Origin of the sequence: Aeoliella mucimassa, from assembly GCF_007748035.1 — a bacterium.
Taxonomy (GTDB): Bacteria; Planctomycetota; Planctomycetia; order Pirellulales; family Lacipirellulaceae; genus Aeoliella; species Aeoliella mucimassa.
The window spans coordinates 5,999,769-6,022,875 of sequence record NZ_CP036278.1; the positions used below are offsets into that span (position 1 = coordinate 5,999,769).

14 protein-coding genes are annotated in these 23,107 nt (G+C 57.4%); 6 read left to right on the plus strand and 8 right to left on the minus strand.

The genetic code is table 11. From position 1 onward, the window contains the following. Window positions 1-7: 7 nt before the first annotated feature. Window positions 8-763, plus strand: a complete 756-nt coding sequence (locus Pan181_RS23635; protein ID WP_145251050.1) for a LamG domain-containing protein — start codon at window positions 8-10, stop codon at window positions 761-763. Here Pan181_RS23635 and Pan181_RS23640 read toward each other — a convergent pair. Both Pan181_RS23640 and Pan181_RS23645 read right to left on the minus strand, forming a co-directional pair. Beyond that, the gene (locus Pan181_RS23640) at window positions 751-1,398 is read right to left on the minus strand and encodes an IS630 family transposase (protein ID WP_145244957.1); all 648 of its coding nucleotides are present in this window, start codon (window positions 1,396-1,398) and stop codon (window positions 751-753) included. The genes Pan181_RS23635 and Pan181_RS23640 overlap by 13 nt on opposite strands. Next, window positions 1,386-1,850, minus strand: a complete 465-nt coding sequence (locus Pan181_RS23645; RefSeq protein WP_145244956.1) for a helix-turn-helix domain-containing protein — start codon at window positions 1,848-1,850, stop codon at window positions 1,386-1,388. Before Pan181_RS23645 ends, Pan181_RS23640 begins: the two co-directional genes overlap by 13 nt. 241 nt (window positions 1,851-2,091) lie before the next feature. On the opposite strand from Pan181_RS23645, the gene Pan181_RS23650 reads away from it, so the two are divergent. After that, window positions 2,092-5,919: a PEP-CTERM sorting domain-containing protein gene (locus Pan181_RS23650; RefSeq protein WP_145251053.1), complete on the plus strand. Its 3,828-nt coding sequence runs from the start codon at window positions 2,092-2,094 to the stop codon at window positions 5,917-5,919. Window positions 5,920-6,015: 96 nt separating this feature from the next. On the opposite strand, the gene Pan181_RS23655 is transcribed toward Pan181_RS23650, so the two are convergent. The 3 genes from Pan181_RS23655 to Pan181_RS23665 form a co-directional block, all read right to left on the minus strand. Further along, the gene (locus Pan181_RS23655; RefSeq protein ID WP_145251056.1) at window positions 6,016-7,953 is read right to left on the minus strand and encodes a DUF4914 family protein; all 1,938 of its coding nucleotides are present in this window, start codon (window positions 7,951-7,953) and stop codon (window positions 6,016-6,018) included. A 666-nt stretch (window positions 7,954-8,619) separates the two neighbouring features. Next, a complete protein-coding gene (locus Pan181_RS23660; protein ID WP_145251059.1) occupies window positions 8,620-10,161 on the minus strand; it encodes a hypothetical protein in 1,542 nt (513 codons plus the stop codon). 57 nt (window positions 10,162-10,218) lie between these two features. Then, on the minus strand, window positions 10,219-10,779 hold the full coding sequence (locus Pan181_RS23665) for a sigma-70 family RNA polymerase sigma factor (RefSeq protein ID WP_197528642.1): 561 nt from the start codon (window positions 10,777-10,779) through the stop codon (window positions 10,219-10,221). A gap of 458 nt (window positions 10,780-11,237) precedes the next feature. On the opposite strand from Pan181_RS23665, the gene Pan181_RS23670 reads away from it, so the two are divergent. The 3 genes from Pan181_RS23670 (at window position 11,238) to Pan181_RS23680 (ending at window position 17,339) form a co-directional block, all read left to right on the plus strand. Then, a complete protein-coding gene (locus tag Pan181_RS23670; RefSeq protein WP_145251065.1) occupies window positions 11,238-12,347 on the plus strand; it encodes a DUF1559 domain-containing protein in 1,110 nt (369 codons plus the stop codon). A 133-nt stretch (window positions 12,348-12,480) separates the two neighbouring features. Next, window positions 12,481-15,522 (plus strand): PEP-CTERM sorting domain-containing protein, encoded by a 3,042-nt coding sequence (locus tag Pan181_RS23675; RefSeq protein ID WP_145251068.1) that lies wholly within the window; start codon window positions 12,481-12,483, stop codon window positions 15,520-15,522. Between the two features lie 383 nt (window positions 15,523-15,905). Continuing rightward, window positions 15,906-17,339 carry a sialate O-acetylesterase gene (locus Pan181_RS23680; RefSeq protein ID WP_145251071.1) on the plus strand — a complete coding sequence of 478 codons (1,434 nt, stop codon included), beginning with the start codon at window positions 15,906-15,908 and terminating at the stop codon, window positions 17,337-17,339. Window positions 17,340-17,445: 106 nt separating this feature from the next. On the opposite strand, the gene Pan181_RS23685 is transcribed toward Pan181_RS23680, so the two are convergent. After that, the gene (locus tag Pan181_RS23685) at window positions 17,446-18,333 is read right to left on the minus strand and encodes a dienelactone hydrolase family protein (protein ID WP_145251073.1); all 888 of its coding nucleotides are present in this window, start codon (window positions 18,331-18,333) and stop codon (window positions 17,446-17,448) included. 319 nt (window positions 18,334-18,652) lie between these two features. Between Pan181_RS23685 and Pan181_RS23690 the strand changes: the two genes are divergently transcribed. Then, window positions 18,653-19,819, plus strand: coding sequence for an AraC family transcriptional regulator (locus Pan181_RS23690; RefSeq protein WP_145251076.1), 1,167 nt, complete (start codon window positions 18,653-18,655; stop codon window positions 19,817-19,819). Window positions 19,820-19,839: 20 nt separating this feature from the next. Here Pan181_RS23690 and Pan181_RS23695 read toward each other — a convergent pair whose 3' ends face one another. Together Pan181_RS23695 and metG are read right to left on the minus strand one after the other, a co-directional pair. Beyond that, window positions 19,840-20,805, minus strand: a complete 966-nt coding sequence (locus Pan181_RS23695) for a DMT family transporter (protein ID WP_145251079.1) — start codon at window positions 20,803-20,805, stop codon at window positions 19,840-19,842. Window positions 20,806-20,807: 2 nt separating this feature from the next. Then, a complete protein-coding gene (metG, locus tag Pan181_RS23700; protein ID WP_145252434.1) occupies window positions 20,808-22,883 on the minus strand; it encodes a methionine--tRNA ligase in 2,076 nt (691 codons plus the stop codon). Window positions 22,884-23,107 lie beyond the last annotated feature (224 nt).

Here is a 23,107-nt window from a genome sequence, read left to right on the forward strand (position 1 = left end):
CTGACTAATGAAACACACACCTTTGCCCATACTCCTCATTCTACCCATTCTGCTTTTAACCAGTCCAATTCAGGCTGCTCTTGTTACTCACTACCCATTCGATGCTGATGGCTCCGCGACCGTAGGAGCCGACGCAACGCTCGGCGGATCTGCCAGCATCGATAATTCCGACTACGCTGTGGGCTCAGGCTCACTCGCCTTGTCTGCTGCAACGGACGATGCCCTCGGCGAAGATGGCGCTGTTTCCGGCGACAGCTTCACCTGGACAAGCGACATCCGCACGGTTGCCTTTTGGATGAAGGGTACCGCTGGGGACCATGGCGACTCGTTTAGTACCCTCATATCGTTGGGCGCTGGCACCGGAGCCGGCGAGCGTTTCGATGTCCGCCTGGATGGCGATGCGTTGCGACTCGAGGTGCAAAGCGGTGGCTTCACCACTTCGTCGATCGTCGCCGACGACCAGTGGCATCACATCGCGGTGGTTGTTCCCATCGACGAAGCAACCGTATCCGACGTGCAGTACTACATCGATGGCTTGTATGTCGATAATTTCAACCACACCCGTGCCATCGCCACTGCCGAAGGGCCACTTCGTATCGGTGACAGCTACCAAGACAACGGTCGCGATTTTAAAGGCAATATTGACGACGTCCGACTGTACGACTCTGCCCTGTCGGCCCAAGAAATCGCGGACTTGGCGGCCGTGCCCGAACCGAGCACCATTTGCCTGCTAGTACGTCGTCCCGGAAGTCATTTCCTATAGAGTTCAGGGAAGACGCGTTTGGCGTCTTTTCGATGGAAGGTCCAATTGATTTTGATTTTCTTCCGATTGCGGTCGCGTGAACAGTGGGAGAGTTCGCTTTGAACCTTGTCGAGCGAAGCCAACCGACGTCCCAGGCATTGTCGCTGTATGGCCGAGATTTCGATCTCGGCCATGTTGAGCCAACTGGCATGCTTGGGGGTAAAATGCCACACAATCCGCTCCAGCATTGGCCGAGCCGCCTCCTCGCCAAAGGTTTCGATCAACGACTTCTCGTTGTGCGTGTTGAGGTTGTCCATCACCAGATGAACCCGCTCTGCGTCGGGATAGCGCTTCAAGAGGTCGCGGACGAACCGGGCGAAGTCGGCTCGCTTGCGGTGACGCTTGGCCTGAACGAATCGCTTGCCCGCCTTCGGCTCGACCGCCACGAACACGCTGCAGGTTCCGCAGCGGCGGTACTCGTAGTCCTGCTTCGCGATCTTGCCGGGTGCCGCGGGCTCGGGCGGCCGCGCGTCGTCGACCCTCTGATAGGGCTGCTCGTCGAGGCAGACGACCGGCTCGTTCGGGTCGAGCGGCTTCTCGTACTGCTCGAGGACGTCCTCCATCCGCTCACAGAACTCGTCGTTCAGCTTGGGCACGCACCAAGTTTTTTTCGCCACGGCTTCAGGTCGTGTTCCTTGAGCCACAGCGAGACCTCCGTCACGCTGAGCGAATCGACGAAGCCTTCCTTCACCGCGTGCTCGCACAACAATTCCAGCGTCCAGCGAGCCCGTCCCTCGGGCGGCTCGCTGCACGCCAGGGCGATTACCTGTTGCTGCTGCCGCTTGGTGAACTCTGGGGGGCGGCCCGAGCGAGGCGCATCGTACACCGCCCGCTGGACGCCCTCTTCGCAGAACCGCTTTCGGACGGCTCGGACGTTGCGCGTCGTGCAGCCCACATGCTCGGCGATCTCTTCGTCGGTGCATCCCGAGTCCGATTTCAATAATATCTGGCAGCGACGCACCACTTGCGCCGCGCGGGCGCCTGAGCGTGCTAGCTGCTCCAAACCTCCACGGGCCTGGTGGTCCAGGCAAACAATGTGCTTTTTCATTCCGCAGCATATAGCAGCGGAATGGATTTCAGGAAAGACGTACTAGTCCTGGCGATCGGTGCGATGGCTTCCGTCAGACGCTTTCGATAGTTCACACAACGCTTCACTAGCCTGGCTACCGAGCCGGCAGCTGTTGCCTTCGGTAGCTTGGCTTGTCTTATCCAACGCTTCTCACTCATTTTTAATACCTTGGCTTGAACCAGGCCGGCTTTCGAGTTTTCCATCGATATAGGGAGTTCCCGTGGTTGCTCTACAGAGGTTTTATGCTTGGAAATGGATAGCACTGTTCGCACTGCTTACCTGCGGCTCGGCAAACCATACGCTGGCCGTGATTGTTTGGACCGGTGCTGGCGCTGACTCCACCGCATTGTTTGCCGTGGACAATTACAACTTGACGGGTTCGTCGGTCACCACGATCGAAGCAGGTGTTCCGATCGAAGACGACGTGACGATCTCGGGCACAACGATAGTCGCTAGCGACTATCCTGCTGGCTTTACGACCTTCGCCATGGCCGACGGCTACACCGCGACCCTCAACGGGGCGACCTTGGTCTCCAACGACTCGGGCGGCATTGCCGGCGAGGTCGGCTATCTGCAGAGCTATTTTCATCTGACGAATGGCAGCAGCATGGACATGCAATTCGCCACGCTGGGGGCCGACATCCTGCTCGACTCCACTAGCTCGCTCACCTTCCGCGGAGGGGGCGATCCGATCAACTCGCAAGGGGATACGACCCGAGTTCTTATGCAACCGGGTGCGACACTCACCTTGGCCTCGGAAGCCGAGTTCAGCGAACATTTGGGCGAGATCTTTGTCGATGGTGTATCCGCACTCGAAGAACCTGGCATCCTTAACATCTCTGGCAACACCGCCACGGCGGTCGCTCCGACTCCGCGTTTCTTTGTGGAAGTCGATCGACAGTCGGGCAATGTGACGCTGAGCAACCCTTTCTCTTCGTCGCTTACTCTCGTCGGCTACTCGCTCCGCTCTGACAGCGGTGCTCTCAACTCTGACAATGGGGTTTGGAACTCGATTACCGATCAAGGTCTTCAAAGCGATTGGTTCGAGTTCACCGCAACTGGCGATCGCCAGAACGTCGGCGAAGCCGAGCTTCCTGGAGGTGCCGGCCTGACCCTTGCTGCCGGCCAAAGCATCGACCTGGGCAACATCTGGATCCAAAACCCAGCCGAAGACCTCGAACTGCAACTTCTCACCCAAGCGGGACCGACCGACGCTTCGCTTCGCTACGTCGGGGCCCCGATCATCAACGGCGACTTCAACTCCGATGGTCTGTTTACCGAAGTGGACTGGCCTGCTTTTCGCAACAACATATTCAGGGATCTTTCTACCATGTCGGCGGCCGAGCAATTCAAAATGGGTGACATGAATGGCGATGGTTTGAACAACGAGGAAGACTTCCTGCTGTTCAAAACCATGTACGACACCACGTTCGGCACCGGGGCGTTCGAGTCGATGGTCGCGGCAACTTCGGTCCCCGAACCATCTACCGCCTGGCTGCTGGCAGCAGTCGCTCCGCTGCTCTTTTTCTGCCGCACAGGCAATCGTCCCCGTCGGGCGCTTGTTCGAGTAGTCGCCATGTTGGTGCTTGGCGTCAGCATCCTGGCTGGCCAACCGGCTCAGGCTCTCGAAGTGCTCTCCTCGAATTTTGACGCCCACGGATCGACCGACGGGGCAAGTGCGTTTACTGGCATCAACTGGACGACCAACGGAGTGAGCAGCCCTGGCTCCACGATTCCGCTCTCGGTCGGGGCCGTGCAAACCGATGGGGCCGCGGAAAACGTCGATCGCCTGGCGGTTGCCTACAACATCGATACGCAAGGTCCTTGGTACATCGACTTGTCTTTCCAAGCAACGACCCCTGGTGTGATACTCGACTACCTGAAGTTCGACTATCAGTTCATCTCTGGCGGTGGTGGTAATCAAGGTGGTGCTCATAACAATAGCGGTATCGTGGATGTCACCATCTTCGACGGTAGCATGAACTCATTATCAACCGCCCAAATTGGACCTCTCGGTACTACCGATGCTGCGAGCAACATCGGCTCGAATGTGATTGTGGACTTCGACAATGTCTCGCTCACGAATGGTTCTACCTATACCGCACGGTTCGAGGTGAGTAGCAACGCGACCGCAGGCAACAACTTTGCCTTGGACAACCTGTCGCTGAACGCACCCGATCCTCTGCTTGCACTGCAAGTGAATACCGATACGGGAATGGTGAGTCTCAAGAACGACACTGGCTCTCCTATCGATTTAAACCTCTATAAGTTGACCAGCGAGTCGGGATCGCTGGATGTTGTAAGTTGGAATAGCCTGCAGGATCAGAATCTGGCGAGCTTCCCTGCTGGCGACGGCTCCGGCAATGGCTGGGAGGAAGCCGGCGGTAGCAATAATTCGGAACTCGGCGAGTTCTTCCTAACCGGCGACTCAACCCTGGCCGGCGGCGAACAGGTCTCGTTGGGCAGTGTGTTCAATCAAAGCTCTGGACTCGAGGACATCATGCTTCGCTACCGCGATACTTCCTCCGGTCTGTTTGTGGATGTGCCTGCCACCTATGTAACCGGCGGGGGTACGCCCGGCGATTACAACAGCGATGGCCTGGTAAACCTCGCCGACTACACCGTGTGGCGAGACAATCTCGGTGCGAACATCACGCTCGCAAACGAAAATCCCGCGGCCAGCACTCCTGGGGTGGTCGACAGCGAGGACTATGATTTCTGGAAGAGTCAATTCGGTTCGGGTGCTCTATCTGGTTCGTTGAACGCCGGCTCAGCAGTACCAGAGCCCGCGACTTGGGCCTTGCTGCTCGTCGGTAGTCTGCTGCTGGTGGGCCGCCGGCGGGGGATGTCTGCTCTGCTGTTGGCCATCGTGTTGCTGCCGAGCATCACGTTGGCTTCGACACTCGACCGGCAGTATTTGTTTGGCGACGACCCATTGGAAGATGCCGGCAACGCAGTGAACAACGTGGTTGGCACCGGCTCTGGCAACGTGGTAACCGATGGCACGCTCGACTCCATTGGTCCAGATACCGACTTCGAAAACTACGCCGACCTGCTTCGCTCGGGGGGTGATCCCAAGTACGTTCGCGTCGACCAGATGGGCCGCCCGGGGGCTAGCTCCGGCGATCTTGGAGTCGAGTTCCTCGGCACCGGCGATTACCTTGACGGTCCGAATCTGAATGGACCGGTCAACTCGTACAGTGCCGACACGCAGAATGGCGACCTCAACTACGTCGGCATTTTTGATCGTGGGATGCAGTTCTGGGCTTATCCTTACTCCTCGGGGTTAGGCACCGACCAGTCGTTGGTGGCCGACAGCCCGCAGCACTCGGTGCGTATTAGCGCCGCGGGTGAGTGGGTCATGCAGTACTCCAATGTCGAGTACAGCTCGGGAGTCGATGTCGACTTCGACGAGTGGGCGCATGTCATGTTGGTTCGTCCTTATGGTGCGGCGAATGGCTCGCGACTATACATCAATGGCATCGCGGTAGTCGCGGGTGGTGCAGGCTATGGCAATGCGGATACTTCTCCTTTGGTAGTCGGCTCGAATAGCGGCGACACGCCGGGCACGACCGACTACTACCAAGGCGTGCTCGACGATCTCGAATTGTTCGTCATCGGCACCTCGACGGCCGCGCCGTTCGACGACTACGGCGACTTCGACCTGGCGACCGATAACTCGTTTGTCGCCGACGCGATCGCAGGCCTCACGCCTGGCGACCTCACCGGCGACGGTGTCGTGATGGGCGATGGCACCGGCGGGGCGAATGACGACATTGCGGCGTTCATTGCCAACTGGCAAACCGAGCAGGTGATTGGCGACCTGCGTGTGGGAGACCTGAATAGCTATGGTCTCGGCGATTTCAATATGGATGGCATCGTCGACCTGTTCGACTGGGACATCATCCGTACCAACCATGTAAACGCGGCCTCGTTGAACCTCGGCGAGTTGCTCTCTGGTCAGTCGGTTCCCGAGCCCTCCAGCATCTTGCTACTGGTTGGTGGTGGACTGCTTGCGTTGCGTTGCGTGCGCCGCAAGACAGCCTAGACGGTGTGTTATTTGTTTGCGATAGCTCCCCACTCGCCGAGAGCGAGTGGGGAGCTTTTTTATGCGCTGCGAGTCCTTGGTCGACTCACGACGAAACTACAAAAGCGACTCGTAATCTTCGATCGTCGCACCATCCAGGCAGGCCTCGATCGCTTTGCGACCGATCGGTTGCAGATCGTCGACCAGGAACTGCTTGAGCTGCTGGTGGAAGAAGTCGGTAAGGATCTTGGCACCTTTGTCGTAGGCCTCGGGGCCAACCTCTGGTTGCTGCGAGACATCCAGGAACCAGGTACCGATCGTCTGGCCTTCGACCATCAGCGTGTGCTTGTTGTAACCCAACAGCGGGCAACGCGAAGGGCTTAGGTCGCCGGGGCGGAACGGGGCCGCGCCGCGGCGGGCCAGGTACTCGCGGGCGATCCACTGCGGAGCAAAGCCAACCTTCCAAGCACCGATGTGCTGATTGGGAATCAACACAAACAGCGTCTCTTCGGTCTTGCGAATCTGATCGAGTAGGATGTTCGCCTGATCCACTTTGCGACCTGTCGCGAACGGCCAGAACGAACCGACCCCTTCGCTCTGCATGCCGCCTTGATCAACGATCGAGGGATTGCCATGGCCGCGGGGGGCAACCAATCGCCAGAGCCAAGCCAGCGTGGGGGGCAACACATGGAAGATGCCCATGATGCCGTACGTGGGATTCTCGGCCGTACAAGGGGGACAACGCACGCCGAAGCTACGGATGTCGACCGTCACGGGATGACTAATCACGCCCGGCACGTAGGTCCGTGGCAACACCACCCGCGGATTCGGGCAGGGCTTGCCAGGCGCGTCCATCGTGTGTTCCCAGATCAGAGCGGTCGAATCGGGCTTGGCCTGGATGTTCAGGAACAACAGTGGTCCTGGAGGATGCACCGTGATGTTTTCGAGATGCGGATCGACACCGTAGTGTTCGATGTGATTCACGCGAATAAACCAGGCAGCTTCCGCGTCGGTAAGCGAGAGCTTGCCTTCCTGCTTGTACTCGGTTTCCAGATCGGAATGGCACAGGGCCATGTCGTCGGTCACTGGCAACAGATCGCAGCCGCGGGCGAGGGCCAGCTTCCGCTGGTCGCCATTCACCAGGTTTTCGCCGAGCAACAACGTACCATCGGCTTCACGATGCATCCGCTCGAGCATTTCGCTCTTACCACCGCCCGAAGCACCTTCGTGCATGATGGTGGTGGTGTTCTCGTAGGGAGTCACCACTTCCACGGTCGAACAGTGGGCGGTGGTCCAAGGCTCCGCGTCGCGCTCGCCCATGGTGAGCAGCATGCCGTATACACCCTTCTTGGCCGAAGGACCGGGGTACAGGTTGTACGAGAACAGCTCGTGCAGATTCACTTCGTCTTCGAAGCGACGATTGTGCACGACGACCTGCTTGCCCTCGAAATGCGTATGGCGGAACGGCGGGGCCACGTACAGCACGGCCCCGTGATGGTACTTAGTGCCAGCCGCGCGGATTTCGTCGAGCGGAATGATTCCCTGGAGCATCGCCAGACCAAGGGCGAAGAAGCCCGCGTTCGCGGGAGCGATGGCCACCGCGTTTAGCGGACGATTTGGCAGACCCGTGCGAAAGAAGAACGCAGCAATCGGCTGGGTCTTCAGCCATTCGAGCGTTTCGCCGCGGAGGTCGTTAAAGGGTTTGCCAAACCGCTGCTGGTAGGTTGGCTTGTCGGTGCTGGCAATGTCGCCGACGAGCATGCAGTCGGGGTCGCGGCGACGCATATAGGGATCGATGTAGTTGGCAGCGACGCCGTTCTTTACTTTGCAGACCTTCGCTTCGGGCACGTACTCCCCGCCCGGCACGTCGTACCCCACGGTGTAGTATCCATCGGCGTCGATATCGCCAAGACCGAGCGAAGCGTCGGGTAGCGACAGTGCGACTAGCTCCTCCACGCTGCCCGCCATGTGCAGGCGGCCAGCCTTTTCGGCGGCTTCGAGTACGGACATCGCACTGTGCGAGAGAGTCAGGTCGGGAAAATCAGCGAGGGGCATCTCGATTCCTATTCTGAGTGTTTACTAAGGCCTGCGGTCGGGGGACTATTCTAGACCTGCTAGTCCGGATGGAAAAGCACCACACTACCGACGCAGCAGGTGGAGTTTCCCCATCCTTCGGCAAAGCAGTGAAACTGCCCGGGTTGGGCCGATTGCAATCGTTCATCGGTGGTCAGCTAGCAAGCTCCGACCGGTTTTGCCCCCACTTTAGAGCCGGTGCAACTTGTTCACCTCCACGTAACATCAGTCGCAGCAACGACTTATCGAATTGCCCCCACTTTCAATTTCCGCGAAAATCGATGCGTGGGGGCTTTATTCACTCCACTCGCAGTCTGGCGATGCTGATAACACGTTACCAGCATTCAACTTACAGCGAGCGGCATCGAACCGAATCGGCCGATTGTGCCCCCACAGTGCGGGGAGCGAATCAACTCGACGTAACCATGGCCGAGATTCGACCAACGATCGACACCGTGAGTGGGGTCCTTCTGCAATACCGTAGTCGGACACCGACTCGGCCTGCAGGTCATGGTTTTCAGATAGCCCTATTAGAGCAAACTCGCGCGCAGATTCAACAACTATTTTTGGCCACTTGGGCCATGCAAATTGGCCCGCAGGCAGTTCGCCGGGAGAGGCGAGACAACCATCGCTCTACTGGCATTCAAATTACTGGCATTCAAACCAGTGGATGACTACCAGCACGTCGTCCCAGTCCCAATTGCTAGTCGCGTGGGGATTGTCTTCAAAGCCGACGATTGCGGTGTCGGGGTTGTCGCCCAGCAGTTTAAACGGAATGTGCTTCCAATAATCCTTCTCCGGCACGTAGAGGCATTGAGCTTGCACCTCGTATTGGCGAACTTCGTCCGACTGATTGCGAATCACGTACACCCCACGGTCGGGCTCGGAATTTCCTTTCAGCTCCTTGGCCGCTGGAATACCGCCATGCCGCCAAACGACCTCTTCGGTTTCGAGGTCGATGATTTCCATAGCGTTTTGCAGAGCCGCGTACCCCGAGACCATCAGGTAAGCCTCTTCCCCAGGCCGAATACTGAATTCGTAACCAATCCCTCGAGTCTCGGCCAGTTTGGTAGGTTGGGTGGGGGTTGGCAAATACGTTGGCAGTTCCTTCGGCCCCTTCCCATCGAGGTGCGAGAACCGAATGATCGCTCGCATGTCGTTGAAGTCGCTATCCATCGAAGGATCTGGCACCGCGAATGGTCCTTCGGTCGACCAATAGGAGCGGTCGTCCCAGCCGACGATCAGTAGGCTTTCGGTGTCGATGTAATCGTGGAAGTTGCTTGGCACCCAAGCTTCGTTTTCTTCACGCACATCGAGGTAAGCGCCCATGAACAAGAAGTACTTGGTCGAGTCGGTAGGATTCGATTCCGACACCTTGCCAATCCAACCCGCTCGCAGGTCGACCGGCTTGCTGTTGCCGGTAACGTTGCTCACCGAGTAATTGGAGCCAACCGCTCGGCCATATTTGTCGAGCTCGACGACCGACAAGTTGTTCTGCGACGAAGCATCGGTATCGATGAACACTTCCATCGACATGCCCGGCGGGAGCGGTACCACACGGCCCCGCTCGCGGAAGCCGGTTTCGTACTCCACCCAGGCAGTACCGCCGATGAGTTGCGGCTCGGGCAGATCGGCGGTTCCATTGGAAGGAAGCAACACCCGCACCGGCGACGACGTGCGGGTCAGCCGACTCACCAGGTTTTTGGCCTGATCGTCGGCGGTCCAGAACAATGCGTGGTTCACATCCTGATACCACCCATCCAGCCCCAATTCGGCGACGGAGTGGTTGCTAGCGGTATCGCTGCCACCTCTTGGCATCAACAGGAACACGGCAATACAAGCGGCCGCGGCCAGGAGCACCTGCTTAATCCACCGCTTGCTGCCCGACTTTCGGGTCGCTTCGGCTAGTGCAGTATCGATACGCTTTACCAGCAGCGTGCATTCGTCCTGGTCAACCACCGGCTGGCCGAGTGCAGGACTCAACGGAATGAGGGGAGTGTATCGACCGTACGAGTCGGACAGCTCGCCTACCAGCAACAAGTGAACCGACAAGTAATGGCAATAGTGATCCTGCAGGTCGGGGCGTCCCGCCAACCGGGCGTTGAGCACGTCGATCGCGTCGGTATTGTCCTTATCTTCGATAATCTCGCAGACAAGTCGTTCGATTTCCCACTGCTCTTCGTGATTCACGGCCGATTCTCTCCTGACAAAAACGGCGAATTCCCTTGGAACCTCTGCCCTGTTCTATTAAGTGCCTTCGAATGCCAATTCTTTCCGAATACACTTCAAAAGAACTCGACGAAGTCGCATTAATCCCACTTTGACCGCCGAGGGAGTCTTGCCAGTACGTTTGGCGAGCTCCGAAATGGGAGTGTCTTCTTCGTATCTCTCTCGCAACAACTCCAAGTGCGAACGATTGAGTTGCGACAAACAGTGCCGCAACGCGATTCGCGGGCTGGCTTCTTCCTGGTCGGCCACGCCGAAATGGTTGCGATTCGCGATCTGCTCCATCAACTCGTCACTAAACACATGCCGATCGCGGGCATAAGCCTGAGCCTGCCAAAAGGCAATCTTACGCGACCAGGCGGTGAAGCTGGTACCGAGCTCAAACTCGGCGGCTTTCCGCCAGATCACCAAGTTGGCTTCTTGCAATACGTTTCTAGCCGCATGCGGGTCTCCCAGCAACATGGCAATATAGTTGAGCAGTTTCGATTGCTCGTCGGTGAGAAGCTGGACGAAATGCTCTTGGTGTTCCTTGCTCAATTGATCGAGCGAGGACGATTCGTCGGAGTCTTGATTTGGGCTCAACGCGACACTCCCGGTGAAAGACCAGCTCTGCCTGCGGCAGGGCGCATGCGACAATCAAGCCGGCGCATACTTCCTTCCCTATTAGGCTAGATACCAAGATAGCTCGCTTGGTTACTTACATTATTTCTGAGATCTTGAGTTGGTTCCAACCAAAGGGGGCACGAATGTTAAAAAAATCTTGTAACCTCGTTGCCTTTTTTGGTATGAATGTAGTAGGAGAGATTCCTCGCTTCCGCTTATTTGCGTTCGTCATGCTGATAAGTGGTGAACCCATAAGGGCGCTTTTCGACCAGAATCTCTTTGCGACGACTTATCATCACCGTTGAACTAGCTAGTTCAACTTTTTGAAATACGAGTTCCTGAGACCCAAAGCCGTGTGGGGCGGTTTGCCAAAGCAAGGTCTACAGACAGGATCCGTTACTGGTGCTTTCTAAAACTTGTCATGGAGACGCGTGCGAATGGCTACTTACTGCCCCCGAACCGCTAATTTCGCTAGTTGCCCGCCTAAACAGGGCCGGGGTTTCACCCTGGTAGAACTGCTGGTGGTCATTGCCATCATTGGCATTCTGGTCGCACTGCTCTTGCCAGCAGTCCAAGCCGCACGCGAATCAGCGCGTCGCATGAGCTGCACGAATAACCTGAAAAACCTTACCTTGGCCATGGTTAATCACGAATCGACCTATGGCAAAATGCCTTCGTCGGGCTGGAAAGGCCACTGGACTGGTGACCCCGACCGTGGTCATGGCAAAGAGCAACCTGGCTGCTGGATGTTCAGCGTGCTGCCGTTCATCGAACAGCAACAGCTTTACGACTTGGGGGTTGGCCTCACCGGCTCCGATCGTTTTGCCGCGTTGCAAGTACGCAATGCCACGCCGTTGGCTATCATGAACTGCCCATCGCGTCGCACCGGTGGACCTTATGCGGTGACTGCAGGTGGTAGCGTGCTATCCGGGGACGGTACCGGCAATGCAGGTTGGTACACCATGTCCCAAGGTTCGCGTGGCGACTACGCTACAAACGTAGGCGACGAGACCAGCTTCGACTCCATCTGTCTGAACATCGCCCCCGACAACTACAATCGCGAGCTTTGGAGCAAAGATTTCCCACCTTCGGCCGACGAGTACTCCGGCGTTTCGTTCTGTGGTACCGCGGTAAAACTGCGTCAGATCACCGACGGTTTATCCAACACGATCGCTCTTGGCGAGAAGTGGGTTCCCCGCGAAACCATCGAAAGCCTGCAAGGTTGGGCTGCCGACGACTGGGGAATGTTTGTGGGCTTTCAGGACGATACGGTTCGCTCCACTTACTATGTTGGCTACTCACGAGCCGGCGTTCCGCGTGCGGCAACCCACCTACCTCGATCCACCGATGAGTCGATCACCGATGTAGTTGCCGATGTCGGCGATGGCATCTCCCGCGAACTTTTCGGTAGCTCTCATCCTGGCGTCTGTCTCTTCTCGATGTGCGATGGCTCGGTTCAAGGAATCGCGTTCGATGTCGATCCCGAAGCCTATCGCCGCATGGGAAGCCGCTTTGACGGCGGCGAGAACAAAATCTCCAACCGTTGATCCCTATCTTCTTATCTTCGTGTACCACAACTTTTGAGAACTTGTTGAAGCAAGCGTTCCATTGACGCAGGCCCTGCGAGGCGGCCTGCGAGGGCAGCAATGGACAAGCCTTTTTCTCTGGGAGAGTAGATTCATGAAACGATGCATGCTGTGCCTGATGGCGCTAGTTCTAGCCGCTCAGGCAGACTTATCTTACGCGTTCAATATTTTCACCCCTGACGATTTCATTATCGCGATCGATACCGACTTTCTTGCGCCTGTAAGCAGTACACCTGCAAGTGGGAACGAAGATGCCCCCATGGCGATTGATGGCGACATCAACACCAAGTACCTGAACTTTGGGAAGTTCAACACTGGTATTCTGGTAACCCCCGGCGACCTGTCCACCGTACAGAGCATGGTGCTTTCCACGGCCAACGACGCTGTCGGCCGTACTCCTGCTTCCTACATCCTGCAGGGTACCAACGTTAGTCCGACCGCTACTCCCAACAACGGCACCGGTGAAGAAATCGATTACATGTGGGAAACTATTTCGGAAGGCACCTTGGCGCTTCCCGACACGTTCCTCACGGTTGCCGACCCGGTGAACTTCACGAACTCGAGTTCCTACTCGTCGTATCGCTTGTACTTCCCCACGATTAAGGATTCCAACCAAAACAGCATGCAAATTGCTGAAATCCAGTTCTACAGTGGACTGGATGGAACTGGTAACGCCATTCTTTCGCCCACCGACCCAATCGTTGCCATTGCTGACGACGAACTGCTGCCACAAAGCGCGTCACCAGCTGCTGAACTCCCCGAAAAGGCGATCGACCGCATTCTCACGACCAAATACCTGAACTTTGCTGAAGAAAACTCGGGCTTCATTCTCACCCCTTCGGTCGGTGCAACCATCGTCAACAGCTTTAATATCACCACGGCCAACGACTGGCCTGAACGTGATCCCACCAGCTACGAGATCTGGGGCACTAACGAAGAGATTACCACTCCTAACAATGGTATCGGCAACGAACAAAACTACACGTTGATCACCTCGGGTACTCTCGAACCTCCTATCGATCGCTTCACCCAAAGCCCCACCATCGAGTTCAGCAACAATACGGCCTACACCTCGTACAAAGTGGTGTTCCCAACCGTACGCGACGCAGCTACTGCCAACTCGATGCAGATTGCTGAGTTCTCGCTGAACGCTGCCGATGTTTCGGCGTTGGTGATTAACATTAGTGGTCCCAACGCAGGTACCGGCTTCATTCGTGCAGACGAATCTTTCTCGATCGGCAGCTACGAAATCCGTTCGGCCTCTGGCTTGCTCGCGTCCGAAGAGTGGACCTCCATCACTTCGACCGGTGCTGATGCCAGCGACAATTGGAGCGAGTCGAGCCGCACCGACTTCCTGATCGCCGAAGCCGATGGCGAAGGTGGTGCCGACAACGGCCTGGCCCTCTCGGCCGGTGGCCAGTTCAACCTTGGCGAAGCTTTCCGCGTGGTTCCTTCGTTCTACGCCGATGGAACGACTCCTACCAACTGGAACGATGCGATCTTCATCCTCTACGATGAGAATGGAACCGTGATCGGCGGTAACGTCGAATTCGTTGGCGACCCCGTACCTTGGGGTGATTTCAATGGTGACTTGTCGATTGATGCTGCCGACTGGCCTGCGTTCCGCGCCGGCATGGGTGGCGACTTCACCGGCATGAGCGAACTAGAAGCCTACCTGCTGGGCGACCTCGACGGTGACCTCGACAACGACATCGACGACTTCAACCTGTTCGTGAGCCTGGTTCCAGGTGGTATGGATGCGTTGATCGCTGCTGGTGTTCAAGTACCTGAGCCTTCGTCGATCGCTCTGTTCGCGATCGCTGGTGCAGTGGCCTTCGGCGTTCGCCGCCGTCGGCACATCGCTGCCATGGTCGCGATGCTTGGGTTTCTAGCGGTACCCGCTCTGTCGCAAGCCCAGTCGATGCAGAACTTCTCCGTGGTTGGCTCGACGCCTACCACTTCGATTCCTGCAGATCAAGCGAACGAGAACGAGACCTCGGGTCCCGACAATTTTTTCGACGACACGATTCTCGACGACCCTGGTCAGGTGGTCTTCGACCTATTCTCAACCGACTACAACGATCCTGAACTGTTCCCAACCGGACCTCCAGCCCAGTACGCTGGTCTGGGCGTGGAACCCAAGGTGGTTTTTTTGGACTACGGTAGCTCGGTAACTGCGAACTGGTTCATGTACGCCCAACGCTCCGGCGCCATCACCACGGCCGACCGCGTGGGCATGTTCGAGTTTTGGTTCAGCAACACCGACTTCGGCGGTGTGCTCCCCAGTTCCGATCCTGATTCGGTGGTTGAATTGCTTCCGGACGATTCCCGCATTGTCGACAGCACCTTGCGTCCCTACACGCTCGGCGGTGATCAATCGGGACGCTACGTTGCCATGCGTTTGACCGTCTCGGAAATCTCCGGCGGCGTCGGCAACATCGGTGGTCACGAGTTTCGTCTGCTCGACGGTCCCAGCGACGTGGTACTCGACGTCAATCGCACGACTGGCGAGATGACCATTCGCAACAACCTTGCTGGCTCAGAGAACATCTTCATGAAGGCTTACTCCATCGACAGCCCTGGCGGTGGTCTGGATGCCGATGAGTTCAACGGGCTGGCTGGCATCGGTGCCTTTACCGCGGGTAATGGTTCGGGCAACGGCTGGGAATCGGGCGACATGAGCAACGACAGTCGCCTGATGGAAGCCTATTACCTTGGCGAAACCACCCTTTCGGCTGGTACCGCTGCCATGAGCATTGGTGCTGCCTACAACGAAGTGCTGGCCACCGAAGACCTGATCTTCAAGTGGACCAACTCTCAAGGCGAAGTCTACAACGGTCGCGTGGTATATAGCGGTGCGATTGCTCCGCTGGCTGGCGACTACAACGGCGACGACATCGTCGACCTGGCTGACTACACCGTGTGGCGCGATAACCTCGGCTCCACCACGGCCAACCTGCCGAACGACAACACTCCGTCGATCGTCGACATGAGCGACTACGATACCTGGAAGGAAAACTTCGGAATCAGTCGCGTTGTCCCTGCTGGTTTGTCGACCGCTGCAGTGCCCGAGCCCGCTACTTTGGGTCTCTGCCTGTTGGCCGCCGCTGGCTTGGCTGTTTATCGCCGTCGCTAATTGCGGCCAGCAAACAATCCTCACACGGGGAACGCTGTTTCCTTAATGGCGATCCGGTAGGGCAGTCCGGGTCAACATTAAGGCACGTACCTCGAATCAAACGCCCGATGGAACTTCCATCGGGCGTTTCTTCTTATCTACCGCTCACTAAAGGAGCCGCTTCGCTTGCTCCTGCGACATTCGGTCGCAGAATCTCCGCTTTTCCGCTGCGGTACTTCTCGTTTATCCGACACCCTTCCCGAAAAGCTTGAAAACGGCCAATCCCGGCATTAGCATTCGGCAAGAACGACCCACCTGCGAGGGGCCGACACTAAACGTTCAACAGGCGATGTTAACCAGTTGTCGGCGGCCCCACTCTTAAACATTCATTCGCGGAGTTTGAAATGGTAACTGGTTTGCGTGCGTTGAGGCTCGCAGTGCTGACGATCCTCGTCACACTGTTTGCCTCGCAAATAGCGATGGCCCAAGAACCGGCCTCGCTCGTGGCCGATGTTTTCAGCGACCACATGGTGTTGCAGCGAGACCGCCAAATCCCGGTTTGGGGTCACGCGACTGCCGACAGCGAAGTAAGCGTGCAACTTGGCGACAACGACGCGGTAACCGCCAAGGCCGATAGTGAAGGTCGTTGGATGGTGAAGCTTCCCCCTCAGTCTGCTGGTGGTCCCGTGAAACTCACCTGCACCAGCGGTGAGCAGACTGTCGAAATCTCCGATGTCCTCATCGGAGAGGTGTGGGTCTGCAGCGGCCAGTCGAACATGCACTGGAATGTGAAGACCACCAACAGCGGGGAAGAAGCAATTGCTTCGGCTAATTTCCATTCGCTTCGGTTGATGCAAGTTCCCCTGGCGATGAGTGCGACCCCCGAGGAAACATGCGATGCCAAATGGGTCGCTTGCACCCCAGAGAGCGTTCCCAACTTCTCGGCCGTGGCCTTCTACTTTGGCCGCGAGCTTCACAAGGAACTCGATGTGCCAGTGGGATTGATCCACACTTCGTGGGGCGGTTCGTTGTGCGAAGCCTGGACCAGTCGCGAAGCGCTCGAGAGCGACCCCGACTACTCGGATATCCTGAAGCGTTCGGAAGAGAACCTGAAGAACGGCACCGGCATGTACAACAAGATGATTCATCCCTTCATTCCCTACGGCATTCGTGGTGCCATCTGGTATCAAGGCGAATCGAACGTTTCCCGCGCGGTGCAGTATCGCAAGTTGTTCCCCACCATGATTCGCGACTGGCGCACTCGTTGGGGCCAAGGCGATTTCCCGTTCTACTTCGTGCAGTTGGCACCCTATAACTATGGTGGCAATTCCACCGCGTTCCCCGAGCTGCAAGAAGCTCAAACCATGACTCTCGACGTGCCGAACACCGGCATGGCTGTCACCAACGACATCGGCAACGTAAGCGACATTCATCCCCGCAACAAAGTGGATGTCGGCGAGCGTCTGGCCGCCTGGGCGTTGGCCAACACGTACGGGAAAGAAGACCTTGTTTACAGTGGCCCGCTCTACAGCTACACCGAAATCGATGGCAACGAAGCGCGGGTGCATTTCGATCACGTCGACGGTGGCCTCGCCTCGCGAGATGGGGAACCACTCACCTGGTTTAGCCTGGCCGGAAGCGATCGCGAGTTCCATCCAGCCGAAGCCCGCATCGAAGGCGACACGGTGGTTGTCACCTCGCCCGACGTGCCCGCTCCCGTTGCGGTTCGTTTTGCTTGGAGCGACACCGCTGAGCCAAACCTGATGAACAAAGCAGGACTACCGGCATCGTCGTTCCGCAGCGATCGCTGGACCGAAGTGACTGCCGGACGGAAGTAACCCCTTCGTTGCTCTCGTAACATAGCAAAGGAAAGCCGCGATTCGACTTGAATCGCGGCTTTCTGTTTTTTGTGGTGGCGAGCATCCAGCGTTTGCTGGCCTGTTGCTATTTCAGATGCTTGTTGAAGAACTCTACGGTTCGCTTCCAAGCAAGCTTAGCCGCTGCTTCGTCGTAACGGGGAGTCGTATCGTTGTGGAACCCATGATTGACTTTGGGATATACAAACGACGTAAACGTTTTGTCTTGTGACTTCATTTCCTTCTCAAAATCCGCCGCGCCTGCGAGAATTCGCCGGTCGTTCTCTGCATTGTGAATCAGCAGCGGGGCTTTGATCTTTGCAATGTCGTCCGAGTCGGGCTGGCGACCATAAAAGGGAACGCCTGCATCGATGACGTCGGGGATGCGAACCGACAGCTGGTAGACGACGCCGCCACCATAGCAGAAGCCAACGACTCCTACCTTGCCGGTCGACTTTTCGTTGGCATCCAGCCACTTTGCCGCGGCCATGAAGTCCTGCAGCATTTCTTCGCCGTCGCGTTGCGACTGTAACTTGCGACCTTCGTCGTCGTTGCCGGGGTAGCCTCCCAGCGGAGTCAATGCATCGGGAGCGAACGCCAGGTATCCTTCGACAGCCAACCGCCGCGCAACGTCTTCGATGTAAGGATTGAGTCCACGGTTCTCGTGCACTACCAGCACCGCGGGGAACTCCTTGCCATCGCTCGGGTAAGCCAGCAGCCCACTAATCTCTTTGCCCCCATCGGGCGACTCGTACGTGACGCGCTCGGTGGTGATCCGTTTGTCGTCGGGAGCAATCTGCTCCGCCCAGGCGTAGTTCGGCGACAAGCTTTCGAGCAACGCTTCGACCGTCAGCCCGCCGACTGCAAACGCACTGAGCCGGGCAATGTAATCGCGTCGAGTCAGGCGGCCATGGGCGTAGTCGTCGTAGAGGTTGAGAACGTCCTGATCGAAATCTGCAGCGGATTTGCGAGGCATCTTCAGTACTTTCGTCGAGGGGTGGAAGGGAAGCGAAACCTACCGATGTGTCGCCTGAATAGTTTAGTGAACTTCGTTCGCGTTGCCCAACAATGCGAGTAAGTCGCTACAAGTAGCTCACTTTCACGCCTTCTAACCCAGGTACGCGCAATCGAATTCCTGGAACTGATGTGTCGCATAACCGGAATCGAACACCGAGAATAAGTTTGCCCCGGGTGACGTATTTTCGGTATCCTAGGACAATAAATCACACGTCTTCCAAGTTTCTTCGATTGAGACTCCGTGTTTTTGTCACTCCGTTAGCCATTTGCCGAATCCCATGCCGGAAATACCTCACGTAGCGCTGCTAGTCGAGACCTCGCGTGAATACGCCCGTGGGCTTTTAAGGGGAGTCGCTCGGTACCAGCAGGAGTATGGTCCCTGGTCCATTTACTTCGAGCCGCACGGGCTCGACGATCCACCGCCCGACTGGTTGTCGGACTGGAAAGGGCATGGCATCCTCGCGCGGATCAACAGTCGCGAGACCGCCGAGAAGATCTTGGCAACCGGCATTCCAGCGGTCGATGTCCGCGGGGCGCTGCCCGATCTTTCGATCCCGTTCATCGGTGTCGACAACCGTCCGGTCGCCCAGTTGGGATACGAACACCTGCGGAACCTTGGCCTGCGGAGCTTTGCCTTCTGTGGCACGCCTCGCGGTGAGAACCCCAACCAGGACAACCGCTGCGATTGGTTTGTGGAACTGGTAGAGCAGGGGGGGCAAGCTTGCGATGTTTGGCTCGGCGCGCAAAGCAAGCAGCACGCGGCCACCTGGGAAGAACAACAGCAGGACATGGCTCGCTGGCTTCGCAATCTGCCAAAGCCGGTCGGCATCATGACGTGCCACGACGATCGTGGGCAGCAGCTGCTCGACGCCTGCCGACGGGCGAATCTCTCGGTGCCCGACGAAGTGGCCGTGATCAGCGTGGATAACGATCCCTACCTGTGCAACATATGTACGCCGCCGCTGTCGAGCATCGACGTGAATCCCAGCCGCATCGGGTTTGCTGCTGCCGAACTCTTGGGCCGCATGATGCAAGGAGAACAACCCGAACGCCAGGTAACGACGCTTGGTCCTCCACGTGGAATTGCCGCCCGACGATCAACCGAAATGCTGGCGATCGACGACGAGGATGTCGCCGCCGCGCTGCGATACATTCGTGAGCACGCGACCGAAGGCATTCGCGCCAGCCAGGTGGTGTCGCGGGCTGCCAAGGCGCCGAGCACACTTGAGCGCCGCTTCAAGAAGACCTTGGGCCGAACCATCAAGGCGGAGATCACGCGGGTGAAGCTTAGCCGCGCTCGATTACTGTTGACCGAGACCGAGTACCCCATCGCGACCATCGCCGAACGAGCGGGCTTTGCCGAAGCGAAGTACTTCTGCGAAGTGTTCCGCAAGCATCACAACGCGACCGCAACCGAATACCGCCGCCGATTCCGCGACGAGTAATCTCGGTGGGGATCTCCGCTCTATTTCACCGAGACTAAACTCACCCCGATGATGGCCAGCACCACGCCGGCGAAGTGGTAGATGGAAGTCGGTTCGGCCAGTAGCACCACGGCGAGCAGAATGGTCAGCACTGGTCCCACGGTGCCGATCACCGTGGTACGTGTAGCTCCGATGCGAACAATGGCTTCGTTAATCATGTAGCTCGGGATCACCGTGCAAACGAAAGCCAGAGCGAAACCGTACACGAACACCACGCCTGGTAGCTGCACCAGGTTGACAAACGACTCGGTCATCACAAAGTGCAAACCGATAAAGATGGCCGAGCCAATCATCGCCAGGCTCGTGAACCGCCGACTTCCGATGCGCTGCATCAAAGGTTTGGAGAACAGCAAATATAGCGAGTAACTGAGCGCCGAACCAAGCACGAGCATCACGCCGATGCCGACGTTCGAGCCTTCGGCATGCGAACGCTCTTGCCCGTAAATCAGCCAGATACCTGCGTAGCTCAGGCCGATCGCCATGAGAATGCGGGGAGTGATCTGCTCGCCGAGAAACATCCAGGCTAGTAGCGCGACCATCGTGGGGTAAGTGAACAGCGTCAGCCGCTCGAGCTGCGCCGAGATATAGGCCAACCCACAGATGTCGAGGTACGACGCCAGGTAATAGCCAAACAGCCCCAGCAGCATCGCGCGGGCGATGGTGCGGGGGCGGAGGCTCTCGTGCGATTGGTGATTGCCCCACCGCGCATCGACCAGCAGCACCGTGATATAAAACGGCACCGCCATCGTCATCCGCAGGAAGATTAACTGCGTGGGATTCATCCCCGCGGCAAAAGCAAACTTGATCAGGATGCTTTTGAGCGCGAAGAGAAAGGTCCCCAGAATCGCCAGGACAACACCAGACGTGTAGGAGACGTTCTCGCTAGCTACCGACGCACCGCTAGCCAGCGACGAACGACTCGCGTCGCTTGAAACTTCGCCATCCACGGTTAGTGAACCCGCTGGCCGACCTTGGCACCTTCATCGGGAGACAGCACAAACACTTCCTCGCCGCCGGGGCCGCTGGCAACCACCATGCCTTCGCTAACGCCAAACTTCATGGTCCGCGGCGCCAGGTTGGCGACACACACCACCAGGCGACCGACCAACTTCTCGGGATCGTAAGCCGCTTTGATGCCGGCGAACACTTGCTTGTAGGTTCCCCCACCAAGCGAGAGCTTGAGCTTCAGCAGCTTGCGAGCTTCGGGCACTTGCTCGGCCGACACGACACGAGCGACACGCAGGTCCACCTTCAAGAATTCGTCGAACGTGCACTCTTCGGCTAGCGGCTCGGCTTCGAGCGAGTCGCCGGGATCGTTCCACTTGTCGACAAAGGTGCCTTCTGCGGTTTCGTCGGTGGTCTCTTCGGGTTTACTCTCTTCAATCATTGCATTTACCTTTGCTTCTTCTACTCGCTGGAGCATGTGCTTGAATTTGTTGACCGCGGTACCCACCAACGGCTCCTGGGCCTGATCCCAGCTAACAATCGGATCGTTCAGCAGCTCGCCAGCTTGCTCGGCAAGCTTAGGCAACACGGGTGCCAGGTAGATGGCTAACTGGCGAAACAGGTTGAGTGCTACGGTGCAGACATCCTGCAAACGCTCGGCTTGCGATTCATCTTTGCGTAGCTCCCACGGCTTGTTCTCTTCGACAAACGGATTCGCCCGGTCGGCCAACGCCATGATCAACCGCATGGCTTTGCTGTAGTCGCAGGCTTCGTAGGCTTCGGCAATTTCCTTGCCGGCCGCTGCCCCGGCGGCGAGCAAGCCGCCGTCGTCGGGATATTTGGACGACAACCCGGTAGATGCGACGAACTTCGCGCTCCGGCTGGCCAGATTCACCACTTTGCCGACCAGGTCGGTATTCACCTTGGCGATGAACTCCTCGATCGACAGATCGATATCGTCGACCTTGCTCGAAAGTTTCGAGGCGTAGAAGTACCGCAGGTAGGCGGGGTCGAGGTGTTTCAGGTAAGTGCTGGCTGCGACGAAAGTGCCGCGGCTCTTGCTCATCTTCTCGCCGTTGACGGTCAGGAACCCATGAATGTGCACCTTAGTCGGCAGCGAGAAGCCGGCCGTCTTGAGCATGCCTGGCCAGAACAGCGTATGGAAGTACGTGATGTCCTTGCCGATGAAGTGGTGCACCTCGCACTGGTCGGAGCGCCACCATCGGTCGAAGTCCTCGCCATGCTTGTCGCACCATTGTTTCGTCGACGCCATGTAGCCGATGGGAGCATCGAACCACACGTACCAGTAGTTTTTCTCGAAGCCTGGAATTTCGAAGCCAAAGTACTTGTGTGGCCGAGTAACGTCCCAGTCTCGCAGTGGCTTGATATTCCCTTCCTTGTCTTTGGCATAGAGGAAATGGCCTTTTAAGTAATTGGCAATTTCCTCTTGCAATGCCTGACCATTGTCGACCCATTCCTCCAGGAAGGGTCGCAGCTTTTCAAGTTGCACAAACTTGTGCGGAGCTGCACGGAGTTCTGGGGTGGTACCAGAAAGCGAGCTTCTACCATCAATCAACTCTGTCGGTTGGTAGTTAGATAAGCATTTCTCGCAATGGTCGCCATATTGCTGAGGTGCACCACAATTCGGGCAAGTACCAATAATTAGGCGGTCGGCGAGAAATGTCTCTTCTACCGAATCATAAGGCTGCTCAACTTCTTGCTCTACCAGCAGGTCCTCCCTAGCAATAGCCGCCCAGATCTCCTCGCACAGCGCCCGATTCTCGTCGGAGTGCGTGCTGCCGTAGTTATCGAATTGAATGTCGAAGCCGGCGAAGTCCTGCTGATGCTCAGCACTCACGCGCTCGATGAATTGCTCCTCGGTCACGCCGGCCCGCTTGGCCGAAATCATGATTGCTGTGCCGTGGGTATCGTCGGCACAGAAATATCGGCACTCATTGCCCATGAGCTTCTGGAACCGGACCCAAATGTCGGTTTGCAGATACTCCACCAGATGGCCGATGTGGATCGGGCCATTGGCGTAGGGCAGGGCGGAGGTAACAAGGATGCGACGCACTAGAATTCGTGAGGGGCTGGAGGATGCGGCCGAAAGGGCTGGTGATTGCCGCGATTGTAACCCGATTGCCGCCGGGCGACGAGGCGGACCTGCACCGCGGCCGCTACGATTGGCACGCAATGTGCTTTTTCGGGAATATCCGATTTTCGGGTGCCCGACATAGCAGGGACATTTGCCCCCGCAGACTGGTTCGCCCGAGGTTTTGGCCAGCTAGCACCTTGTGGGTGCTA